17 protein-coding genes are annotated in these 18526 nt (G+C 60.9%); 8 read left to right on the forward strand and 9 right to left on the reverse strand.

Annotated features, from left to right (window positions below; genetic code table 11):
- Positions 1 to 28 precede the first annotated feature (28 nt).
- The 6 genes from P1M51_RS07475 (at position 29) to P1M51_RS07500 (ending at position 8622) form a co-directional block, all read left to right on the forward strand.
- Positions 29 to 427: a hypothetical protein gene (locus P1M51_RS07475; RefSeq protein WP_276274959.1), complete on the forward strand. Its 399-nt coding sequence runs from the start codon at positions 29 to 31 to the stop codon at positions 425 to 427.
- Between the two features lie 415 nt (positions 428 to 842).
- On the forward strand, positions 843 to 1103 hold the full coding sequence (locus P1M51_RS07480; RefSeq protein WP_276274960.1) for a hypothetical protein: 261 nt from the start codon (positions 843 to 845) through the stop codon (positions 1101 to 1103).
- Position 1104: 1 nt separating this feature from the next.
- Positions 1105 to 1350 carry a type II toxin-antitoxin system HicA family toxin gene (locus P1M51_RS07485; RefSeq protein ID WP_255195264.1) on the forward strand — a complete coding sequence of 82 codons (246 nt, stop codon included), beginning with the start codon at positions 1105 to 1107 and terminating at the stop codon, positions 1348 to 1350.
- A gap of 452 nt (positions 1351 to 1802) precedes the next feature.
- Complete coding sequence (locus tag P1M51_RS07490; protein WP_276274961.1) at positions 1803 to 5372, forward strand: ATP-binding protein; 3570 nt, start codon at positions 1803 to 1805, stop codon at positions 5370 to 5372.
- Positions 5373 to 5742: 370 nt separating this feature from the next.
- Positions 5743 to 6858, forward strand: a complete 1116-nt coding sequence (locus P1M51_RS07495) for a Fic family protein (RefSeq protein WP_276274962.1) — start codon at positions 5743 to 5745, stop codon at positions 6856 to 6858.
- Positions 6859 to 7695: 837 nt separating this feature from the next.
- Entirely contained in the window at positions 7696 to 8622 is a 927-nt protein-coding gene (locus P1M51_RS07500; protein WP_276247585.1) for a PLP-dependent cysteine synthase family protein, read from the forward strand.
- A gap of 12 nt (positions 8623 to 8634) precedes the next feature.
- Here P1M51_RS07500 and P1M51_RS07505 read toward each other — a convergent pair whose 3' ends face one another.
- The 3 genes from P1M51_RS07505 to P1M51_RS07515 are packed head-to-tail and all read right to left on the reverse strand — an operon-like array spanning position 8635 to position 10028.
- Positions 8635 to 8925 (reverse strand): peptidoglycan-binding protein, encoded by a 291-nt coding sequence (locus P1M51_RS07505; RefSeq protein ID WP_276247586.1) that lies wholly within the window; start codon positions 8923 to 8925, stop codon positions 8635 to 8637.
- Complete coding sequence (locus tag P1M51_RS07510) at positions 8879 to 9280, reverse strand: DUF5518 domain-containing protein (RefSeq protein ID WP_276247587.1); 402 nt, start codon at positions 9278 to 9280, stop codon at positions 8879 to 8881. Before P1M51_RS07510 ends, P1M51_RS07505 begins: the two co-directional genes overlap by 47 nt.
- A gap of 31 nt (positions 9281 to 9311) precedes the next feature.
- Positions 9312 to 10028, reverse strand: coding sequence for a DUF2270 domain-containing protein (locus tag P1M51_RS07515; protein ID WP_276247588.1), 717 nt, complete (start codon positions 10026 to 10028; stop codon positions 9312 to 9314).
- Positions 10029 to 10341: 313 nt separating this feature from the next.
- Here P1M51_RS07515 and P1M51_RS07520 point away from each other — a divergent pair, with 313 nt between their 5' ends.
- Complete coding sequence (locus tag P1M51_RS07520; RefSeq protein WP_276247589.1) at positions 10342 to 11649, forward strand: dicarboxylate/amino acid:cation symporter; 1308 nt, start codon at positions 10342 to 10344, stop codon at positions 11647 to 11649.
- Positions 11650 to 11730: 81 nt separating this feature from the next.
- Positions 11731 to 12276 (forward strand): DNA starvation/stationary phase protection protein DpsA, encoded by a 546-nt coding sequence (dpsA, locus tag P1M51_RS07525; protein ID WP_276247590.1) that lies wholly within the window; start codon positions 11731 to 11733, stop codon positions 12274 to 12276.
- Between the two features lie 5 nt (positions 12277 to 12281).
- Here the strand turns inward: dpsA and P1M51_RS07530 are convergent, their stop codons facing one another.
- From P1M51_RS07530 to P1M51_RS07555, 6 genes are all read right to left on the reverse strand, one after another.
- Entirely contained in the window at positions 12282 to 12578 is a 297-nt protein-coding gene (locus tag P1M51_RS07530) for an amphi-Trp domain-containing protein (RefSeq protein WP_276247591.1), read from the reverse strand.
- A 4-nt stretch (positions 12579 to 12582) separates the two neighbouring features.
- The gene (locus P1M51_RS07535) at positions 12583 to 12744 is read right to left on the reverse strand and encodes a hypothetical protein (RefSeq protein WP_276247592.1); all 162 of its coding nucleotides are present in this window, start codon (positions 12742 to 12744) and stop codon (positions 12583 to 12585) included.
- Positions 12745 to 12889: 145 nt separating this feature from the next.
- Positions 12890 to 13999, reverse strand: coding sequence for a winged helix DNA-binding domain-containing protein (locus tag P1M51_RS07540; RefSeq protein ID WP_276274963.1), 1110 nt, complete (start codon positions 13997 to 13999; stop codon positions 12890 to 12892).
- 94 nt (positions 14000 to 14093) lie between these two features.
- Complete coding sequence (gdhB, locus tag P1M51_RS07545) at positions 14094 to 15380, reverse strand: glutamate dehydrogenase GdhB (protein ID WP_276247594.1); 1287 nt, start codon at positions 15378 to 15380, stop codon at positions 14094 to 14096.
- Positions 15380 to 15523, reverse strand: a complete 144-nt coding sequence (locus P1M51_RS07550; protein ID WP_276247595.1) for a rubrerythrin-like domain-containing protein — start codon at positions 15521 to 15523, stop codon at positions 15380 to 15382. Before P1M51_RS07550 ends, gdhB begins: the two co-directional genes overlap by 1 nt.
- 99 nt (positions 15524 to 15622) lie before the next feature.
- Positions 15623 to 18490 carry a bacterio-opsin activator domain-containing protein gene (locus P1M51_RS07555; RefSeq protein ID WP_276274964.1) on the reverse strand — a complete coding sequence of 956 codons (2868 nt, stop codon included), beginning with the start codon at positions 18488 to 18490 and terminating at the stop codon, positions 15623 to 15625.
- Positions 18491 to 18526: the final 36 nt, after the last annotated feature.

An 18526-nucleotide genomic window follows, 5' to 3' on the forward strand; every position in this document is an offset into this window, starting at 1 on the left:
TTATTCTGCTCCTGAAACAACAGACTGTATGACTGATCACGATGAGTTGGCACGGAAATTCAACAATGCAAGTAATCTCGACCAAGCAGCGACGCATTTCGCACTCGCTGCATTCGAGTTGATGGTCACGAAGAAGTTTGAAGACACGAAGACGTTGTCACTCGGCGCAGCAGAACTCTTGCGAGCGATAAGCTGTGATGTGAGAGTGAACAATACCGGTCGGGCAACCCACCTGTTTGACTTTGCGAAGGTACTCTGCGAGCGGGTGCGGGCAGACACTGACGACGAGATACTAGAGGGGCTATCGTACGAATGGGTCGGCGACGGCTATCTCATGCTGGGTGACCAGCGTGCGATTGAGTGTTACGAGGTGGCTGCCGAAAAACTCGCTGACGTGCCTCCCGGTCACGGATGGGGAGGTGAGTAGGAATTTGATTATGCGCTGTGGGCGTTTCAAGATTACATCGAGGCACGGGGCTACGAGCTGACCAAAGACCCGTATGAGAAAGAGCCTTCCATTGATTTCCAAAATCGGATTAAAGAAAAGATGGCAATCACAGACATGTTACTGAACGTACGCTAATCAGACAACCGTACATCGGTCAACGGCAACTCTGCATCGAACGTTCCAATCGACTCATTGGTAGCCACTGTCCCGTGACCGACTCGCGCTGTGAGTTCAACACGGTCGTAGAAACCTCACCAGCCCCTGTCAGAAGAGGCGTGCAAGACTTAGAGGGTGGGTTTAGCATTATTTCTCCGATTGGTTGTGTCGCCCGGTCATAGTACAATGCAAGCCGTCCGAACGCTTATCTGTAGACGTCGACTCAATTCTAGTAGAGATGGCCAGCACGACTCGTGACAACCGTAACGGTGGCGTTGAGTTCATTCGCGAGGATGATGGTCGAGTCACCGCGAAGGACATCGAGACGGGTGTGGCTTCCTTCGGCGACGATCGTGCGGAAGCATTGCGGATGCTTGCTGACGCACTCGATGCGTACCATGGAAAGGGCGAGCCCGTAGACGAGAGCGAACTGGCCGAAGAACTTGGTCTCGATGAGAACGAAGCTGGGAGCGAAGGCCGTCCGCCGTGGGACAAGTAGCGTGGGCCGAACGACCTTCACAGGTCGAGAAGTTGCGAAGGTGCTGATGAAATTCGATTACGAGCCGAAGTCACGGACTGGGAGTCACCTCACACTAGAGTACGTCAATCCAGACACTGGCGAGGTCCGACGCCCAACTGTTCCACTCCATGGAGAGATTCCTCGTGGAACACTTGGAAGTATCGCAGAGCAATGTGGTGCAGAGGATTTCCACTCATTTTGTGAGTGGATCGACGACCACTGTTAGATGTCGTCTGAATCGGATGAATGACCAGCGTGAGCGGGCACTCGGCGCGATTGTTCGACTGCCGAGTGTTTGTCCGTCGGTTCAGCGGCGAGAAGTGATTCCAACTCCTTGCAGAACTCACCGAGGAGGGCCATCAGTACGTCCTTGTCGGTGGGTATGCGGTGAGACTACACAGACCACAGGGTGGGAGGACGGGGCCGGGCGCTCGCGCGTGTCTGGTCGCCTCAGCGACCCCTATCGGCCGTGCCGATATGTCGCCTGAGCGACCGCGAGCGGCCGGGGGCGCTCGACGTGGTACCGTCGCCTGCCTCCACACTCACGAAATCTCGACGACCAGGTAGAAACACTCGACACGACACCCAGAACCCCTTACCGCACAATCATGTCGCTTGCTATCACTATCCGAGCTATTATAGCACAAGCCATCCCCAGGAAGAATACTGCAGATTTCGATGCCCGCCGCCGACGCTTCCACCGACGACCGGTCGATCGCTCCTGAAACCACCTACATTCGCATTCGCCCGACGGACGATTCGCTGCACCCGAAAACCGTCACGACCCATCTCAGGCGACTCCACGGGCTTGGCCCGGACCCGAACACGAGCCTCGTCTCACGACTCACCAGACGAACGCCCGAGCCACCGACCATCGAATTCCGGCTCGTCGCCGATGGCACCGAGGACACGACCATCGACTACTACGTCGGTGTGACCGACCCAAAAGTGACGGATGCACTCGAACGCATTCTCAGAGGATTATTCCCGAATTCGTACGAACTCACGCGCGTCGATTGTGTGGACCCACTCACTGACGCCGAGGCCCACCCACTCGCCGCCGTCGAATTCTGCGGCCAGCCAGAGCGCCTGAACGACTGGCAGACCCAACTCACCCCGTTCGAGGACTTCCAGCACGAAAGCCACTCCCGCCTGCCGCTCGGAGCCCTCGTCGAGACGATGGCTGCGAGTGCCGTCCCACTCGTCTACCAGACGCTCCTTCGGCCGAAGCCAGATTGGTCACGCAGAGCAGAAGAGCGCAGCGCCTACATCGAGGGCGGCCTGGACACGTACGGTGGGCAACTCTTGAACGCCATCTGGGGGCCACCGCCGAAAGACGAACTCACGATCACCGCCAGTGACCAAGCCCGCATCCAGGAACTCGCAGAAAAAGATGGACGTCGCTCGTTCGAGGTGAACGCCCGCGTTGTCGCCATTAGCACGGACAACCCGGATACCCCAGACGCACCTATCCGCGAACTCGCCACCGCGTTTGGCGACGTGAGCCACACCTGCTACGAGGTTACGAGCGTAGTCCACACCGACGGCGACGCCACGCGCGTGTACGAAGACATCCAGACACAGCGATTCTACCCGGCCGATTACGGCCGCCTGAGGAACAAGATTCCGTGGACGACGAACACGAGCAGGGCCATCGTCGCAGACGCCCGCGAGGCGTCTAACTTCTGCGTACTCTCTGGAGATTCGCTCACGGGTGCGGGCAAACGTGCCGTCGCGCCGACGCCAGGCGAGCGAACCGCCCTGCCACGTCCACCCGCAGACCAGTTGCGGGCGTACACAGACGGTCTCCTGTTCGGCCACCCGCTCACGCAGGATGGGGCGACGATAGACCAGGGCCTCTCACTTCCGCCTGCCCTCCAACCGTTGCACGTCGCCTGGTTCGGGAAGACGGGTTCGGGTAAATCGACGGCGCTCGTGAACGCCATCCTCGAAAATCAGGAAGCGACCGAGGGGGCGAATATCCTCATCGACCCGAAGGGCGACGGCATGGGCGAAGACTACTGTCGCGCCCACTTCGCCCGCTACGGCGACCTGGAGAACGTGCGCTACTTCGACTGTGCGGAGGTCCTCCCCGCGTTCTCGTTTTTCGATATTCGCGACGAGTTGGAAGTTGGCGTCGCCCGAACGACCGCAGTGGAGGATACCGTCGACCACTACATCGAGATTCTCACCCAAATCATGGGCAAGCGGCGCTTCGAACAGGCCGTTCGCTCACCCGACATCATCCGCTATCTCGTGAAGGCGCTGTTCGACCCCGTCAATGGAGACGACGCCTTCTCGCATCGAGACCTCCACGACGCCGCCCGACGGATGCACGAACGACAGACGGCACCCGCCGTTTCTGATGACGAACTCGAACGCATGCTCGGTGGCGTAGTCGCAAATCGCGCTCGCTCGTTCGACGAGATCATGCAGGGTGTGGCCAATCGTATCGAGAAGATTCCCGTCGACAAGCGCCTCGCGCGGATGTTCAATCACGTCGCCGACGGGGACGAAGCGAGCGATACGCCGCATTTCGACCTCGCAGACTGGCTCGACGAGGATGCGGTGATTATCTTCGATACCGGCGGCCTGCGGAGTGAAGCCCAGCGCGTGTTGACGCTCGTGATTCTCTCGAATCTGTGGACGGCACTCCGGAGACGCACCCAGCAGAGCGACGAGGAGGACCACCCGCTCGTGAACCTGTATATCGAGGAGGCTGCGTCTGTCGCGGTGACGGACCTGCTTACGGAGTTCCTCGCAAAATCCCGGAGTTTCGGGTGTTCGGTCACGCTCGCGATGCAGTTCCCCGGCCAACTTAGAGAGGCCAGCGAGCGGGCGTACAACGAGGTGTTGAACAACGTTTCTACCTTTGTGACGGGCAACGTGCCCGTCGACCGCAGGTTGGCCACGCGGCTGGCTACCGACGAGATGGATACAACGGAAGTCGGGAATCGACTTCGAGCACTTCGTCGCGGCCAGTGGTTCGTGAAACTCCCTGCCGCGTTCGATACCGACGAACCGCGCCCGTTCCTCGTGCGGTCGGCACCGCTTCCGCCGGGTGACCCAGAGGGCCCACAGCCACTGACGGCGAAAGATGCGACACGATTTTCAGACCAGTTCGAGGAGACCCTCGACCGCACCTATTTCGAAGCCGGCTTGACGCTCTATCAGCCGAGCCTGGCAGACGATTTCGAGGAGGACACGCCCTCGGTGGTCCGGGTGGATACCGCACTCGCCCACACGAAACGCATGCCCGAGACGGTGGAGTACGACGCGGAGATTCACGCCCTGCGGTGTGTGAGTTGTGACAACCGCTACGACCGGTCGCTCGACGGCATGCAGCGTGCGATTGCGTGTTGTTCCTCGCTCGACGCGGTCGACCGCCACGACATCCCCGTCTGTTCGGTCGGGCTCAAACTCACCGACGACGAGCGCGAAGCCTCCGAGTGGACCGACCGACAACTCCTGTTCTTACAGGTCGTGTACAACGCCCAGCAATTGCGCTACGACCCACTCGAGTACGACCTCAGATACGACTCGATGCTCCGCCTGCAGGAGTACACCGGCATCGACAGTGACACAGTCCAGGAACTGGTCGAGGGTGAGTTGCTTCGCCACGACACCGACCACCCCCACCGCCTGTTCACGGTGACATCTGCCGGCCGAAAGGCAATCGGTGAGAGTTACCGGGAGGGCGTCGATTACGGCCACGGGAAAGGCGACTTAGAGGAATCCAGCCAGCACATCTTCGGCGTCGAAGTCCTCCGCCAGTATCTGGAGTCCGCGTATGTCGAGAATCCGGAATCTGCAGTCGTCGACGTCGTGCCCTATTACGAGATTCGCGAAGGCAGCGTTTCTGCCGCCGAGTTCATGGGCAGTTCCGTGAGTGCTCCCACCGAGGAGTTCCAACTGCATCGCCTCGACTGCGTTGGCCTCGACGCGAACGAGAACGTCGTCGTGACGGGTGAAGTCGAGCGTATCAACAACGACTATCGACGCGCTATCCCAGAAGATTACGACAAGATGGCCGCCTGTGAGCCAGACGAGGCGATCTGGGTGGTGATGACCCAATCAGCTGGGCACAAAGTATTGGGGGTGTTGAACGACCCACCAGAGGGAACGCCACGCGTCGAGAAGACCTACGCGAAGACCACGCCACCACAGCATTTCAACATCGATTCGCCCGGACTGACGGCGGTGTATCCAGCACCGTGGTTGCGTGACCGCATGCAGGAAGACGCGTAAGCGTGCTCGGCTCACGGTTGGTGAACTAGCCGTGTCTAGGTAGTTGTGATTCCGGTAGCAGTCGACACTGGATTGTGATTCGTGGGCAGATTCGCCAAGACCGTCTTCGGACTGCTGGGCCCGGCATCCGTGGCTTGATGGTTCATTTCTGACGAGGCGCTCCGGCGAAGGATAGTCGTCTGACCGTTATCTACTGGTGGTGTCGAGCGCGATTTGGATAGTGAAAGTATGAATTGGCTATCTTAGAGTGCTCTAACAGCTATTTTGGATAGTAATATTGGTTATTCGTTATCTATAAGCCGCTCCGAACGTGTGTTGGATACCAATGAGGCCTGAAGACTTTGTTGACGACGCTCCGGGAGAGGTTGAGATGGTCGACGGTATCTTCACGTTCAGCCCAGACCCGCTCCCACCAGACCTCGACGCCACACACGACCTAGTCAGCGACAACGGGGAGGCAATGTATGCCGTGGGTCAACTCTCAGACCTGGATACCTGGCTGGATTCGCCGGAGGTTATCCTCAGTCCCCTCATCCACCGTGAGGCCGTCGATTCCTCGAACATCGAGACGACGACCCGACTCACGCTCTCGGACATCTATCGACGCGAAGCCGGTGAAGAGCCCGGACGAACCGCGACCGAGCGAGCCGACATCACGGAAGCACAGAACTACGTCGAAGCAATCACCACCGGCATTCAGGCGCTCAGAGAAGGCGCCGAGTTAGACCGGGACTTGCTGTGTCGCCTCCACGAAATATTGCTGCAGGGTGCACGTGGCGAGCAAAAGAACCCCGGAGAATTTCGCGAAGACCTCGTGGGAATCGACAAGCCGGGAACGCCACTCAGTGAGGCACGATTCGTTCCGGCTCCCCCAGCGAGTATCCCCTATGCACTTCGGAGCCTGCTCCAGTACATCCGCACAGGCCCACGGTACGCTCCACTGGTTGACCTGGCGCTAATCCACTACCAATTCGAGACAATCCATCCGTTTCAGGACGGCAATGGGAGACTCGGTCGCCTCCTCGTGATGCTCGCCCTCTACAAGTGGGAGCTGTTACCCGGTCCGTATCTATATCCGTCGTCGTATTTCAACGCGAACCGTGATACCTATCTCGACAGGCTGCTGGCCGTAAGTCGTGACGGGGCGTGGATAGAATGGGTGTCATTTTTCGTTCAGGCAATCGCCGAACAGGGTCGTGAGGGATATACTGTCGCCCGAGAACTGCTCGCGTTGCGCGATCGGTATCGAGCCCAGTATCAGGGCCAGGGTGCCGTGATTCGCGAACTCATCGATTTTATCATCGAACACCCGTATCTCACAGAGCCACAGGCGGTCGACGCTCTCGGGCGGTCTCAACCTGCCGTGAACCAGGCGATTCGGCGCGTATGGGATGATGGGGTCCTGCGTGAGACGACCGGCCAGCAACGCAACCGACGGTATGAAGCGCCCACGATTCTCAAAATCGTCGAACCGTACAATCCGTAACTCGCGAGACAGTGGGGTCGTTCGTTGACACACCGTTCGTTGTGATGGTGATTGCCTGTTCATACTCGGAATCGTGGTTTCCACGCGCCTGAACGGGCATCTAGGCAATTCTAGGGGGCTGATTTATCTTTCCTAGTCGGGGTCTGAGTCCGGAAGAGAGCGAAACAGCACAAAAAACGAGCACGAGGTCGATTCGAGCGCGAGAGAGCACAGGCCAAAATGGTCGTAAATGGGAGAACGATACGAAACCCGGATGCGTGAGGCGATTATATTCCGATTTCTCTGAGCGCGACGCACCAAAAGCAACATCCCAAAACCACAAGAGGGAATCCGATTATGAAGCGCAGAGAGACGGATTTGGAGGCATTCGCGAACGCCCGCAATTCCCCCTATCTAGCGAATTCAAACCCCACAAGCGCTCAAACCCCAAAATCATCCCCGCGAAAATCCCACACTAGTCTGGAACTCAATACCTCACAACAATCCTCTTCCGGGATTTCCAACCGGTTAGGATTCGGAATTGGGTGGTTCAGATTCCTCATAATCTGCTAACATGGGCTCTCCGCCCGTTATTCCGACAATGAGCGGTCAACTCCTGCATCAATCACGGATGGAATTTCTCTATAACAGACTGACAACGCCACTTCGAGAAGCATTTCAACCATCGATTAGACCTTGAACGGTAATGAAATCGCAAGACTAGAACCGATTATGAAAATCGAGGGTGGTGATTGATTCTTTGAATATAGGGTCCAGGGATGACGTTGAACCGTTCAGGCTTCTCTACATCATTAGCCCTGCGCCACTCTTTTTCAAACGCCACATCGAGTAGCTAGCATGCACGCCCACTCTGTCATCGAAGCCGTTGGAAACACGCCGCTCATCGAACTTCCCGGCATCCGTCCCGAAGGTGGCGCACGCATCTTCGTAAAGTGGGAGGGCGGGAATCCGACGGGGAGCATGAAGGACCGATTCGCCCTCTCGATGATTCGGGGAGCGCGCCGCGACGGCTTGCTCGACCCCGGTCAGCGCGTCGTCGAGTACACCGGCGGCTCTACCGGCTCTAGTCTCGCGTTCGTCTGTGCGGTGATGGACCATCCGACGACGATGGTGACCGCAGATTGCTTCGCCCAGGAGAAGATTCGGACGATGCGAGCGTTCGGCGCGGAGGTCATCGTCCACGAAACACCTGACGGGAGTGTGTACCCGGGTATCATCGACGACATGATGGCGTACGTCGAGGAGGTGAAAGCCGAGACTGAGGCGTATCACACCCATCAGTTCGAGAACCCGTACCTGCTCGACGGCTACACCAAGATGGGCGAAGAGATTCTCGACGACTGCCCCGACGTGACCGACTTCGTGATGTCCTACGGGACCGGTGGCTGTCTGACCGGAAACGCGGAGGTGCTCAAGCCGGCAGGTGCGCGAATCACAGCCGTCGAACCCGCCGAGTCCCCGCTTCTGAGCGAAGGTCGTTCCGGGAACCACCACATCGAGGGCATCGCCGTGGGCGTGAACCCGCCCATCTTCGAGCGGGAACCGTACGACGACGTTCGCGCGCCGTCCGAATCGACGGCCAGAGAGATGATTCAGCGAGTCGCCAAAACGGACGGACTGTTCGGCGGATTATCGACGGGATTGAACTTGACCGCGGCGGTGGAAATCGCGAACGAGCGCGATCCAGACGACGCCGTCGTCACCGTCGCCTGTGATACCGGACTGAAATACCTGCAGGGTGACCTCTTCGCCAAAAAACAGTGAGTCGGGTGGGCTTCAGAGTGCCATCAGCGCTTGCCACGTGTCGTGGCCGATGACGCCGTCGACGCGGATGCCGGCATTCGATTGGAAGTCTTCGACCGCACCCTTCGTCTCGGGGCCGTAGTAGCCGTCGACGGAGATGGAGTAGCCTTGACCGTGTTTCAGGTGGTGCTGTGCGCCGTAGGTCGCCAAGTAGGGGTCGTTGTTGGAGTCCCAGACGGTGGCAAACAGCTTGACCCACGTGTTCGGGCCGACTCGGCTACGTAGCGGTCCGAGACTCGGAGAAGTAGACGCCGATATAGCCACCGAGTGCACCGAGACCGACGGTGTAAAGACCAACGAGTAACAGCAGGACGAACCCCATGATGCCGAACCCGACGAGCGGGCCGACGATGCTGTTCCCCTGGGTGACGACAACCGGCGTCAGGAACGTGACCAGGAACATCACGACTGCGACGACCGGGATTGCTGCGAAGAGTCCCGCGAGTGCGCCGACCTTCACGCCGTCATGCTTGTGGAGATAGCCAGCTGCTGCACCACCCAAAACGGGCGAGAGTGGGATGAACGAAAGGACGAACATCAACACCGCACCGATGAGCGCGTGGAGAAGGATGCCGTCGCGTTGCTGTGATGAGGACTGTACCACTGTTGTTTCTACCATAGGATAATATACGTCTGCTGAGGAGATACACCTATCTCCGCCGGTTCGTTCGGTCTCGTCGGAGTGCTTCCGTCCGCATCTCGTCGTGCGTGTGCCACGTCCGCGGGCGAATCGCGATGAAGATGAGGCCGAGGAAGAACAGGCCGACGAACATGGACACCATCGTGCCGGGAAGTTGGCCGATGGCGGCGCTCTCGGGCCACGGCTGGTCGCCGAACACGACGACGCGGGCGGTCCACGCGCCGAGGATGACGCCGAACAACGGCAGGTAGACGCGCCGGAGGCGGTGAGCGAGCGCCTCCTCCATGGTGATTTTGAGTGTCGGCGTTCGGTAGTCCTGGCTCAGGTCCTGTCGCCAGTTGGGATTCACGGGGTCGGTCGTCGGGTCGAGTCCCGGGGCGAAGACGTTTCGTTGGAGACAGCGAACCCGGGAGCGCCAGATGTCGTAGCCGCGATAGCGTCTGGCCTCGATGGTGAGGAAGATACTGAGCGCTGCGATACCAGCGAGAATCACGTAGTGGGGGTTCTCCTGGCTCGAAAACGACCACGTCAACACGGCGGCCATGACGATGACCGACCAGTTGGTCGTGCGGTCTAAGCGCTCGCGCCAGAGTTTCATCCGGTGGACTTCGCCACGGTAGAGATGTGCGAGTGCGGAACTCGGCCCCATCTGCTCGTCCAGGAGTCCCTTCCCGATGTCAGTAAACAGGGTGTCTTCCGACTCCGTCTGCGGCGATTCGTCCGCCATAGTTGTTCATAGATTGGGCAATACTGTGGATATCTCTTTCGGATATTGATGGGTTTCGTGGGCACCGGTAGAGCATCTCACGCGCACAAATGTGACAGTTTTGCCGGTATCTACGTGCCACCATCCGGTGGCCGGGTGACCGCCGAAAACAGAGATAACTCGTTTCGAGCGGAGGACCACCAGTTTCCGCACGTGTGGGCCGAGAAATTTGGCAGTTCAGTCGAATCGGTCGCGAGGGAGGCGTCGTAGGTACCTGCAGCGGACGCAGGATGCGTGAGTATTACCCGGATAGACGAGGTAACACGGGCAACTCATGGCTACCCCCTTCCGCTCGCTGTGGCATCGCTATCGAACCGTCCCGCTCATCTATCGCATCTTCGCGGCGTTCCTGCTTGGGTCGCTCGCCGGGCTTGTCTTCGGCGAGGAGATGGCCGTCGTCCGTCCGCTTGGCGACCTGTTCATCCGGCTACTCAACATGCTGGTGCTCCCCATCATCGTGTTCACCCTGCTGACCGGGATTCGCCAGCTTTCGCCCGCTCGCCTCGGCAAACTCGGCGGCGCGACGGTGTTCCTCTACGCGGTGACGACGACCATCGCGGGCATTATCGGCCTCGCCGTGGCGAACCTGCTCCAGCCGGGACTCGGCGCAGACCTCGCGGCCGGGCAGGCACCCGAATCCCAGTCGCCACCCGCGCTCATGGACGTCATCCTCAACATCGTTCCGGCGAACCCGGTCGCGGCCATGGCGGAGGGCAACCTGCTCGCGACGGTGTTCGTCGTCATCGTCTTCGGAACGGCGCTCACCTTCGTCCGCGCCCAGCAAGATGACCTCGCAGAGAAGGTAGATTCGGTGTTCGAGGCGTTCGAAGTCGCGACCGAAGCGATGTTCGTCGTGGTTCGCGGCGTGCTCGAATACGGCGTCATCGGCGTGTTCGCGCTGATGGCCGCCGGCATCGGGGCCGAAGGAATCGGTGTGTTCTCGGACCTCGGAATGCTCGTCGTCGCCGTCGCCATCGCGGTGGCAATCCACATCGTCTTTACCTATCTCGTCGTGCTGATGGGGCTGGTCGCCCGCGTCTCGCCGCTCTCGTTCCTCAGCGGTGCGAAAGACGCCATGCTGACGGCGTTCGCCACCCGGTCATCGAGCGGGACGCTCCCCATCACGATGTCGAACGCAGAGGAGAACCTCAAAATCGAGGAGTCGGTCTACTCGTTCGCGCTCCCTGTCGGCGCGACGGCCAACATGGACGGGGCGGCCATCCGACAGGCGATTACCGTCATGTTCGTCGCCAACGTCGCCGGCCAGCCACTCGCCTTCGGCGAGCAGGCGATGGTGCTGCTCGTCGCCGTCCTCATCAGCATCGGGACAGCGGGCGTGCCGGGCGCGGGCATCATCATGCTCACGGTCATCCTGAGCCAGGTCGGCCTCCCGCTCGAACTCGTCGGCCTCGTCGCGGGCGTCGACCCGATTCTTGGGCGCATCGCGACGATGAACAACGTCACTGGCGACCTCGCCGTCTCCACCGTCGTCGCGAAGTGGAACGACGCCATCGACTTCGACAGCGGCGTCTGGAGTCGGGCGTCTGCGGCATCCGGGCAGTTCGTGCCTGGCGGCGACTGACGGGCCTGCTTCGCTCGTTCCGAAAGGTATGGTAGGCTATCACATATTTTTTTGAGTCATCAAGTTGAATCCATACCTGCGATGAGTACCCAGAAAGTCACCCGCAAACAGGCCGGAACGGTCGGTGAGAACCCGGTCCGCCTGGATACGGACAAAGCAGAACAGATCGTCGACGCGCTCAACACTGACCTCGCCGACGCGTACGTGTTGTACCACCAGTTGCACAAGCACCACTGGAACGTCGAAGGCGCAGAACACCTGCCGATTCACCGGTTCTTGCAGGAAGCCTACGAGGCGGTCGAAATGGCCGCAGACGAACTCGCAGAGCGACTCCAGGCCATTGGCGGGGTTCCCCACGCGAGCATGAAGGCCCTCTCGGAGGCGGCCACTGTCGAACCCGAAGACGAGGACGTTTACGACATTCGCACGTCGCTTACCCACGACCTCGAGATGTACGGCGACATTATCGAGAGCTACCGCGAACACATCGAATTATCGGAGGGACTCGGCGACTACGCGACGGGCCAGATTCTGCGCGGGCACATCGTCGAACTCGAAGAACACGCCCACGTCATCGACCACTACCTCGAAGACGACACGCTCGTCCTCGAATCGGCGACGAAATAGGCTGCTTATTCGACGCTCGGGGCGGACTCGTCGGTGCGCCCCGGAATTTCCAGTTCGATTTCGAGTTCGGGGCCGTCCATCCCGTCGAAATCGATTTCTAGTTCGATTGGCTCACCGAAGGCAAAGGGGAGTTCCCACTCGTCGGTCGAAATCGTGAGTTCGTCGCCGTCGCGCAACTGCTCGCCGAGTTTGATGAGGAATTCACCCACCTCGCTCGCGTCGAGGCGGAAAGTGTGTTCGAAATTGCGGCCAGCACGAATCGTGGTGCGTTTGCTGTCGGGTGTAGGTTCGTCGTTTGCCATGGGGTTACTCCAGTACCGGTACCGTCACGTCGCTCGAAATCCACCCGTCCGTGTTGCCCGACTCGAGGAAGACATTTCGCCCGGGACAGGTCTCACAGACGACGATATCGGGAGCTCGCTCGACGGTAGAGGGGTGTTCGACGCGCAGTTCGGGGCTCACAGCCATCAGCGAGGTTTAGGCAGACCTAAAATAAAAAGGGAGCGGTTCGTCTCGGCACGCTCACGGAGGGCGAGGATCTTTTGAGATTGCCCGTGAGAAGGTGAGAGTCACGCTGAGTCGAACGCATTTGGCCTTCGACAGGAGTTTGCACTCAGCCGTCAATTTGATACGCGAGCGACGTGTCGAGGAACCGTTCGAGGTCGGTGAGTTCGGCTCGCAGGAGTCGTTCCTCGGGAGTCGAAAGCGCAGAAAACGGCGAAACCTCGACTGTTGGCTGCACCCGAGACCGGTCGAGTTTCCACGTCGCGATGGCCCGACCGTCGGAAATCACGGTCGGTCGAATGAGACCACCGCCCGGCCAGATGTAGTGTTCGTCCTCGGCGCTGACAGCGTGTGCGCGGTTTTCATAGCCGAGCAGGTAGGTGTCGTAGGCCGGAAGCAGGCGGAGCGTGGGTTCAGCTTCGGGCAGCGATTCGGAAGCTACGTCACCGAGTATCGACAGTTCTCGTCCATCGACGTCGACTGCTGTCGTCTCCGTCTCGATTGCCTCCCAGCCCTGTCGCACGTCGGCCATCGGCAGTCCGGACCACGCAGCAAAGTCGGCGAGGGTTGCGGGTTGGTACGCCGCGAGATATCGCTGGGCCAGCATCGCCAGACAGGTCGTCCGGTCAGGCGGGGATTCGAGCGGGACCCACTCGTTGAGTAAGTGGTACGCCTCCTGGCCCGCCTCCGGAGCGACTTTACAGAGGACACCGAAGAGCACGGCGCGGCGAAGTAAGTGAAACGTCGCCTGCCCCTTCGGGTCGAATTCGAATCCCGCTCGCTGGAGCGTCTCCGTGAGTTCGAGACGGGTGAGTGGGCCGCGAGCGACGAGCGCATCTCGCAGCACGCCTGTCGCGGATTCTGCATCCGCATCGACGAATCCGAGGTCGGCCAGTCGCGTCCGTCCGCGAGCGACGAAGACCGGGCCGAAAACCGCGAGTAACCACGGCACATCCTCGGTGGCGACCAGGTGGAGTGTCCCACGCATACACCACGTTCGGACGAGCGTGCGGTCGTCGAACAGCGCGTGCTGGATGTCGACAGCGGTCACGTCCTGCGTCCGAACCCGAACGCCGAGGGCAGCGGCGGCGGCGTCCTGTGCCTGCAACCCGCAGACGGTGGCGACGGCATCGGTTGCGTCAGTCAGGACGGGAGCTGAGAGGCGCTGGGCACGAAGTCGAAGGCGCCTGCAATCGGTAGTAGCGAGGGTGGCGGTCATGGAAATCGAAGCGGATAGCGCCCTAGACGCCAGAGTGGAGGGTAAGCACTTCGCCGGAGTTACTGACGGAGTTAGCAGAAGGGCAGGCGGGGACTTAGGGCCAGAGGCCGCGCGAGGCGTGCGATTCCGCGATGCGAGAGAGCGCGACGATGTAGGCGGCATCGCGCCAGGTCACACCGCGGGCATCGACTTCCGAACGGACGTCGGCCCACGCCGTCTGCATCTCCGATTCGAGTTCTTCGTTCACCTGTTCGAGCGACCAGGCACGGCGATTGATGTCCTGGAGCCACTCGAAGTAGGAGACAGTGACGCCGCCTGCGTTCGCGAGGATGTCGGGAATCACGGGAATCTCGCGTTCGTCGAGAATCGCGTCGCCGCCAGAGGTCGTCGGGCCGTTTGCACCCTCGACGACGATGTCGGCCCGAATGGCGTCGGCGTTCTCCTCGGTGATGACGTTGCCAACGGCGGCCGGGATGAGCACGTCCACGTCGAGTTCGAGCAGGTCCTCGTTCGAGAGCACGTCGGCCGCGTCTCGCGTGACGGCTTCCGGCTCCTCGTCGTGGGAGGGGATTTCAGCGACAGCGAGGCCGTCGGGGTCGTAGATTGCTCCGTTTACGTCGCTCACCGCGACCACGTTCGCACCCCACGAATCGAGCAAGCGCGCCGCGTTCGCGCCAACAGACCCGAAGCCCTGAATCGCGACGGTCGTATCGTGGAGCGGGCGGTCGTAGTAGTCGCACGCGAGGCGCGTGATGATGGCGACGGAGCGACCGGGAGCCTCCTCACGACCGTACGAGCCACCGACGATTGGAGGTTTTCCGGTGACGACGCCCGGCGTCGTCTCGCCGACTTGCATGGAGTAGGCGTCCATGATCCACGCCATCGTCTCGGCGTCGGTTCCCATGTCCGGGGCAGGGATGTCACGATTGGGGCCAATCGCATTCCGCATCTCCTGGGTGAACCGCCGGGTCAGGCGCTCTCGTTCGGCGGCGCTCAGGTCCTTCGGATTGACCACGATGCCGCCTTTCGCGCCACCGAATGGGATATCCATGACGGCACACTTCCAGGTCATCCACATCGACAGGCCGACACACTCGTCGCGGGTGACGCTCGGGTGGTACCGAAGGCCGCCCTTGTACGGCCCTCTGACGCTGTCGTGTTGGGCTCTGTAGCCCGTGAACACCTCGACGGTTCCGTCGTCTCGCTTTATCGGGACGGTGACCTCGTGGATTTTTGCGGGGTACTTCAGTCGCTCGACGATGTTCTCGTCGATGTCGAGCAGGCTCGCCGCGCGGGCGAGTTGTCGGCGGGCGGTCTGGAGGGCCGATTCGAACTCGGCCGGTTCACCCTCGGCCTGCGCTGTGGCTGTGTGCGTCGCCATCACTCGAGTGGGGTGTTTCGGCTGCGCATCTCGTTGCCGCAGTCAGAACACGGACCGGGATTCGATTCTGCACGCTCGATGGTCCCACACGCGAAGCACTCGTAGGCGGATTTCTCCGACGGGTCGTAGGTAATATCTCTCATTCGGCGAGCGAACCTACGGAGCGCGCAAAAATGACCGAAGTAGTTGAATAGAGAACCGTGTCGAATCGGAAAGGTTTGTTATTGAACCACCGTACTCGCTCAGGTCGATGGCGCGGTGGGCACGCCAATGTCCTCGAACAGTGTCGTGAAGAGTTTCCGCTGGACGACGCGGGCGTGCTTGTAGAACGCGGGCGGGGAGATGCCGAGCGTTGCTGCAATCTCCTCGCCAGTCCGCTCGCGCGGCGATTCGAAGAATCCGCTGTAGTAGGCCGTCTGTATCACTTCGAGTTGCCGGTCGGTGAGTTGGCCGAGGAACTTCGCGTATAGGTTCTGGGTGTCCTCTCGGGCGACGGTCTTCTTCGAGCGCAACTCGATAGTCGCGAACGAGTCGGCGACGAGGCTCGTGATGTGTCGAACGTCCACGCTGTCGGGAACGTCGATGACCACGTTGGCCGCTTCCGGACTGCTCGACGCGCTCCGGAGCACCGCCCCGTGGTCGGCCAGTTCGAGCGCGAGAAACGGCTGTGAGAGGCGCAGGCGAAGGACACCCTCCGACCCGCTCGCGCTGATTCGCTGGACGTCATCGATAGCGACCAGTCGGTTTGCCGCCGCCTCAACCGCCTCCACGTCGGCCCCCTCGACCGTGACAAACACGTAGGCTCCCGCGTCCGTCTGCTGGACGCCGCCCTGGAACGTAATCGTACAGCCCACGTCCCGCGCCAGCCGCGAGAGCACGAACGAGGGGTCGGCCACATCGAATTCGAGGCGTGTGACCGACGTGGTGAGCAGGGCGTTCTTTCGCTCGATGGCACTCGTCGCGGAGGCGATGGTCTCGCCGAGTTCCGCGAGCACGGCCTGTGACGTTTCGTCGAAGGCGTTCTGCGAGGTGGCGTAGACGGTGAGGACGCCGTAGGTGAACTCGTCGTACGCGAGTGGGACGCTAATCACAGAGAGGTACTCCCGGGAGAGCGCCTCCTTTCGCCAGGGTTCGGCTCTGAGCCTGTCGGCGACGTTTCTGACCATCGTGACCTCCCGCGTGGCGGCGGTTCTGCCGGCCGGTTCAACGGACGCGTCCGTGACCGAGAACGGCACGCTGTCGAGGTAACCCTGCTCTGCACCCGCCCAGGCCCGCGGTTCGAGGGTGTCGGTAATCGAATCGGCGACCCCAATCCAGGCGAACGAGAAGCGGTCGGCGGCGGTGAGCAGGTCGCACACTGCGTGGTCGATTTCTGCGCGCGTCTCAGCCTGTACGAGCGCCTGGTCGATTTCGCGGATGATTTCGTTGATGCGGTTGAGTGCGGTGAGTTGGCTGTTCCGTCGCTGGAGTTCGCGGTCCTGTTCGCGCAACCGACTCTCGCGGGAAACTCGGTCGAGGGCGGCTTCGGCCGTGGCGGCGAGCAGGTCTGCGAGTTCTCGCGTCACGGCATCGAACCGGCCGACAGTGGGCGACCCACAGAAGAACACGCCGTGGTCGCCAAGCGGAATGTAGGCTGCGCTGCGAAGTTCGGTGGCCGGATTTTCGAGCGCGTCGGCGTCGTGAACGTCGTCGAAAAACAGGGACTCGGCTTCGAGGAAGCTGTAACTCACCAGGCCAGACCCGTCCGCGCCGACGCTCGTGAGTGTGCCGTGGAGTCGTTCGAGCGAGTCTGCGAAGGCGATTGGCGTGAGTTCGGTTTCGACTGCGTCGAACAGGTAGACGGCGCTCGCGTCCATGTCGAGAACGCCCGCCGTGTCCTCAACGACGTGGTGGGCGATTTCGTGGTGCGTTTCGGCGTACAGGAAGTCACGCGCCAGTTCCTGCAAGGTCGCGAGCGCCTCCTCTCGCTGTTTTCGCTTCGTGATGTCGCGACAACTGTAGAGAATCGTCCCGTCCTGAATCGACACCTCGCGGACGTTGACCAACAGCGTGTGTTCCCGGCCACGCTTGTCGGAGGCTGTGCACTCGATGTTCTTCAACACGCCCTCTGCCGCGAGTTCCTCGCGGTCGAACAGGTCCGCGCCGAGCAAGTCGTCGATGGTTCCCAACTCGCGAATCTCGTCGTCCGTGTAGCCGAAGATGAAATGGACGTTCGGACAGACGTAGGTGTACTCACCGTTCTCGTCGGTCATGAGGACGGTGTCGGTCATGTTGTTGAGCGTGACGCGGTGGAGTTCCTCGGAGCGACGCAAGTCGCGTTCGAGGCCGACGCGCTCACTGATATCGACACCCTCGACCACGATGGAAGCCAGGTCGCCCCGCGCGGAGAACACCGGTCGCGCCGAGAGGTCCACGACCGACTCGTCGGTGGCGGTGGTGCGCGTAATCACAGCGTTCGAGAAGGTTCCCTCGCGCGCCGTTTCGACGATTTGCTCGACGTCCGCCCGCGTCGTGGCATCGTCTGCCCACCACGCGAGCGACCAGAACGGCTGGCCGACCAGTTCGGAGACCGGTTGGTCGGTCGTAGCACGGGCGGTTTCGTTCGCCCGGACGACCGCTCCCTCCGTATCGAGCACCCAGGTTGCCGTCCGGTCGTCGTGGAAAATCGCGTCGAACTGTCGCGCCCGGTCGCGCTGGGTCACGGTTCGGCGTGCCTCACGGATGCGCCCTTCGATGCGCGCCACGAGGTCGTCGAAGCGTTCGGAAACGTCGCCGTCGAGCGGGACGTACTCCGTGACGCCGGCCGCAATCGCCTCGCTCGCGAGCGACTCTGAGCCGTCTGCGGTACAGAGAAACACGGGGAGTGTCGCGGTGCGCTCGCGAATTTCGCGGAGGAGGGCCAACCCAGACTCGGCTTCGAGGGCGTGTTCACAGAGGAGACAATCGACCGTGCTGTCTTCGAGAGCGTCGAGGGCACCCGTCGCGTCGGGAACGTTCGAAACTGTGGCGTCGCTGTGGCGCTCCAGCCACGAGGCGAAACTGGACACCCACTCGATTTCACCGACGAGCAAGAGGTGCGGAGAACGGAGCCGATTAGGGGAAGCCGCCATGACGCGGTGATTGCGCGCCCGGATGGAAGAACGTAC

The sequence above is a fragment of the Haladaptatus sp. QDMS2 genome (assembly GCF_029338295.1).
Classification (GTDB): domain Archaea; phylum Halobacteriota; class Halobacteria; order Halobacteriales; family Halococcaceae; genus QDMS2.

Excerpts from the sequence above, each read along its gene's own strand:
- P1M51_RS07475 (WP_276274959.1), top strand. The coding sequence starts at position 29 with ATGACTGATCACGATGAGTTGGCACGGAAATTCAACAATGCAAGTAAT.
- gdhB (WP_276247594.1), bottom strand. The coding sequence starts at position 15,380 with ATGGCGACGCACACAGCCACAGCGCAGGCCGAGGGTGAACCGGCCGAG.
- P1M51_RS07550 (WP_276247595.1), bottom strand. The coding sequence starts at position 15,523 with ATGAGAGATATTACCTACGACCCGTCGGAGAAATCCGCCTACGAGTGC.
- P1M51_RS07515 (WP_276247588.1), bottom strand. The coding sequence starts at position 10,028 with ATGGCGGACGAATCGCCGCAGACGGAGTCGGAAGACACCCTGTTTACT.
- dpsA (WP_276247590.1), top strand. The coding sequence starts at position 11,731 with ATGAGTACCCAGAAAGTCACCCGCAAACAGGCCGGAACGGTCGGTGAG.
- P1M51_RS07510 (WP_276247587.1), bottom strand. The coding sequence starts at position 9,280 with ATGGTAGAAACAACAGTGGTACAGTCCTCATCACAGCAACGCGACGGC.
- P1M51_RS07555 (WP_276274964.1), bottom strand. The coding sequence starts at position 18,490 with ATGGCGGCTTCCCCTAATCGGCTCCGTTCTCCGCACCTCTTGCTCGTC.
- P1M51_RS07480 (WP_276274960.1), top strand. The coding sequence starts at position 843 with ATGGCCAGCACGACTCGTGACAACCGTAACGGTGGCGTTGAGTTCATT.
- P1M51_RS07490 (WP_276274961.1), top strand. The coding sequence starts at position 1,803 with ATGCCCGCCGCCGACGCTTCCACCGACGACCGGTCGATCGCTCCTGAA.
- P1M51_RS07530 (WP_276247591.1), bottom strand. The coding sequence starts at position 12,578 with ATGGCAAACGACGAACCTACACCCGACAGCAAACGCACCACGATTCGT.
- P1M51_RS07520 (WP_276247589.1), top strand. The coding sequence starts at position 10,342 with ATGGCTACCCCCTTCCGCTCGCTGTGGCATCGCTATCGAACCGTCCCG.
- P1M51_RS07540 (WP_276274963.1), bottom strand. The coding sequence starts at position 13,999 with ATGACCGCCACCCTCGCTACTACCGATTGCAGGCGCCTTCGACTTCGT.
- P1M51_RS07535 (WP_276247592.1), bottom strand. The coding sequence starts at position 12,744 with ATGGCTGTGAGCCCCGAACTGCGCGTCGAACACCCCTCTACCGTCGAG.
- P1M51_RS07495 (WP_276274962.1), top strand. The coding sequence starts at position 5,743 with ATGGTCGACGGTATCTTCACGTTCAGCCCAGACCCGCTCCCACCAGAC.
- P1M51_RS07500 (WP_276247585.1), top strand. The coding sequence starts at position 7,696 with ATGCACGCCCACTCTGTCATCGAAGCCGTTGGAAACACGCCGCTCATC.